The sequence below is a fragment of the Methylobacterium sp. E-025 genome (assembly GCF_022829705.1).
In the GTDB taxonomy this organism is placed as follows: Bacteria; Pseudomonadota; Alphaproteobacteria; order Rhizobiales; family Beijerinckiaceae; genus Methylobacterium.
Window position 1 is genome coordinate 1 of sequence record NZ_JAKSYR010000035.1, and the last position, 413, is coordinate 413.

Consider the following 413-nt stretch of genomic DNA (forward strand, 5'->3'; position numbering starts at 1 on the left):
GGTTCCTGTGCGCATTACTCCACGGGCCTGGATGGGAGGAGCAGAGGGTTCAGGATGTCCGAAACCGGCCGCGAGATGCTGATCTACAAGGTCGGCGCCGGGGGGGCCTGTGGCGTCTCTACCCAGTGCCTGGTATCGGGCGGCGGCTTTCCTGCTAAGAGCGTCGCGGAGAGCCGGACCGAACTGGCGGCGTTGCCGGGCGAAACCTTCCGCCAACTGATGCGGGAGAGCGACGAGTTGCGGGACTTCGGCCTCGACGACTACACCAAGCGCCTGACCGCCGTGTTCGACCTCGTCGAGGAGGTGGCCTTCGCACCGCTGGAACAGAGGCTTGCGCGACGCCTGCTGGTCGAAGCCGATGCGGACGGCATCGTCTGGAAGACGCACCAGCAACTCGCGTCCGACGTCGGGAG

The 413-nt window shown here is 66.3% G+C and carries 1 protein-coding gene; it reads left to right on the top strand.

Features of this window, described 5'->3' with window-relative positions; translation table 11 throughout:
• Positions 1-54: 54 nt before the first annotated feature.
• Positions 55-413: Crp/Fnr family transcriptional regulator (locus tag MKK64_RS02690; RefSeq protein ID WP_409567833.1), on the top strand; the 359-nt coding region annotated here is incomplete at its 3' end.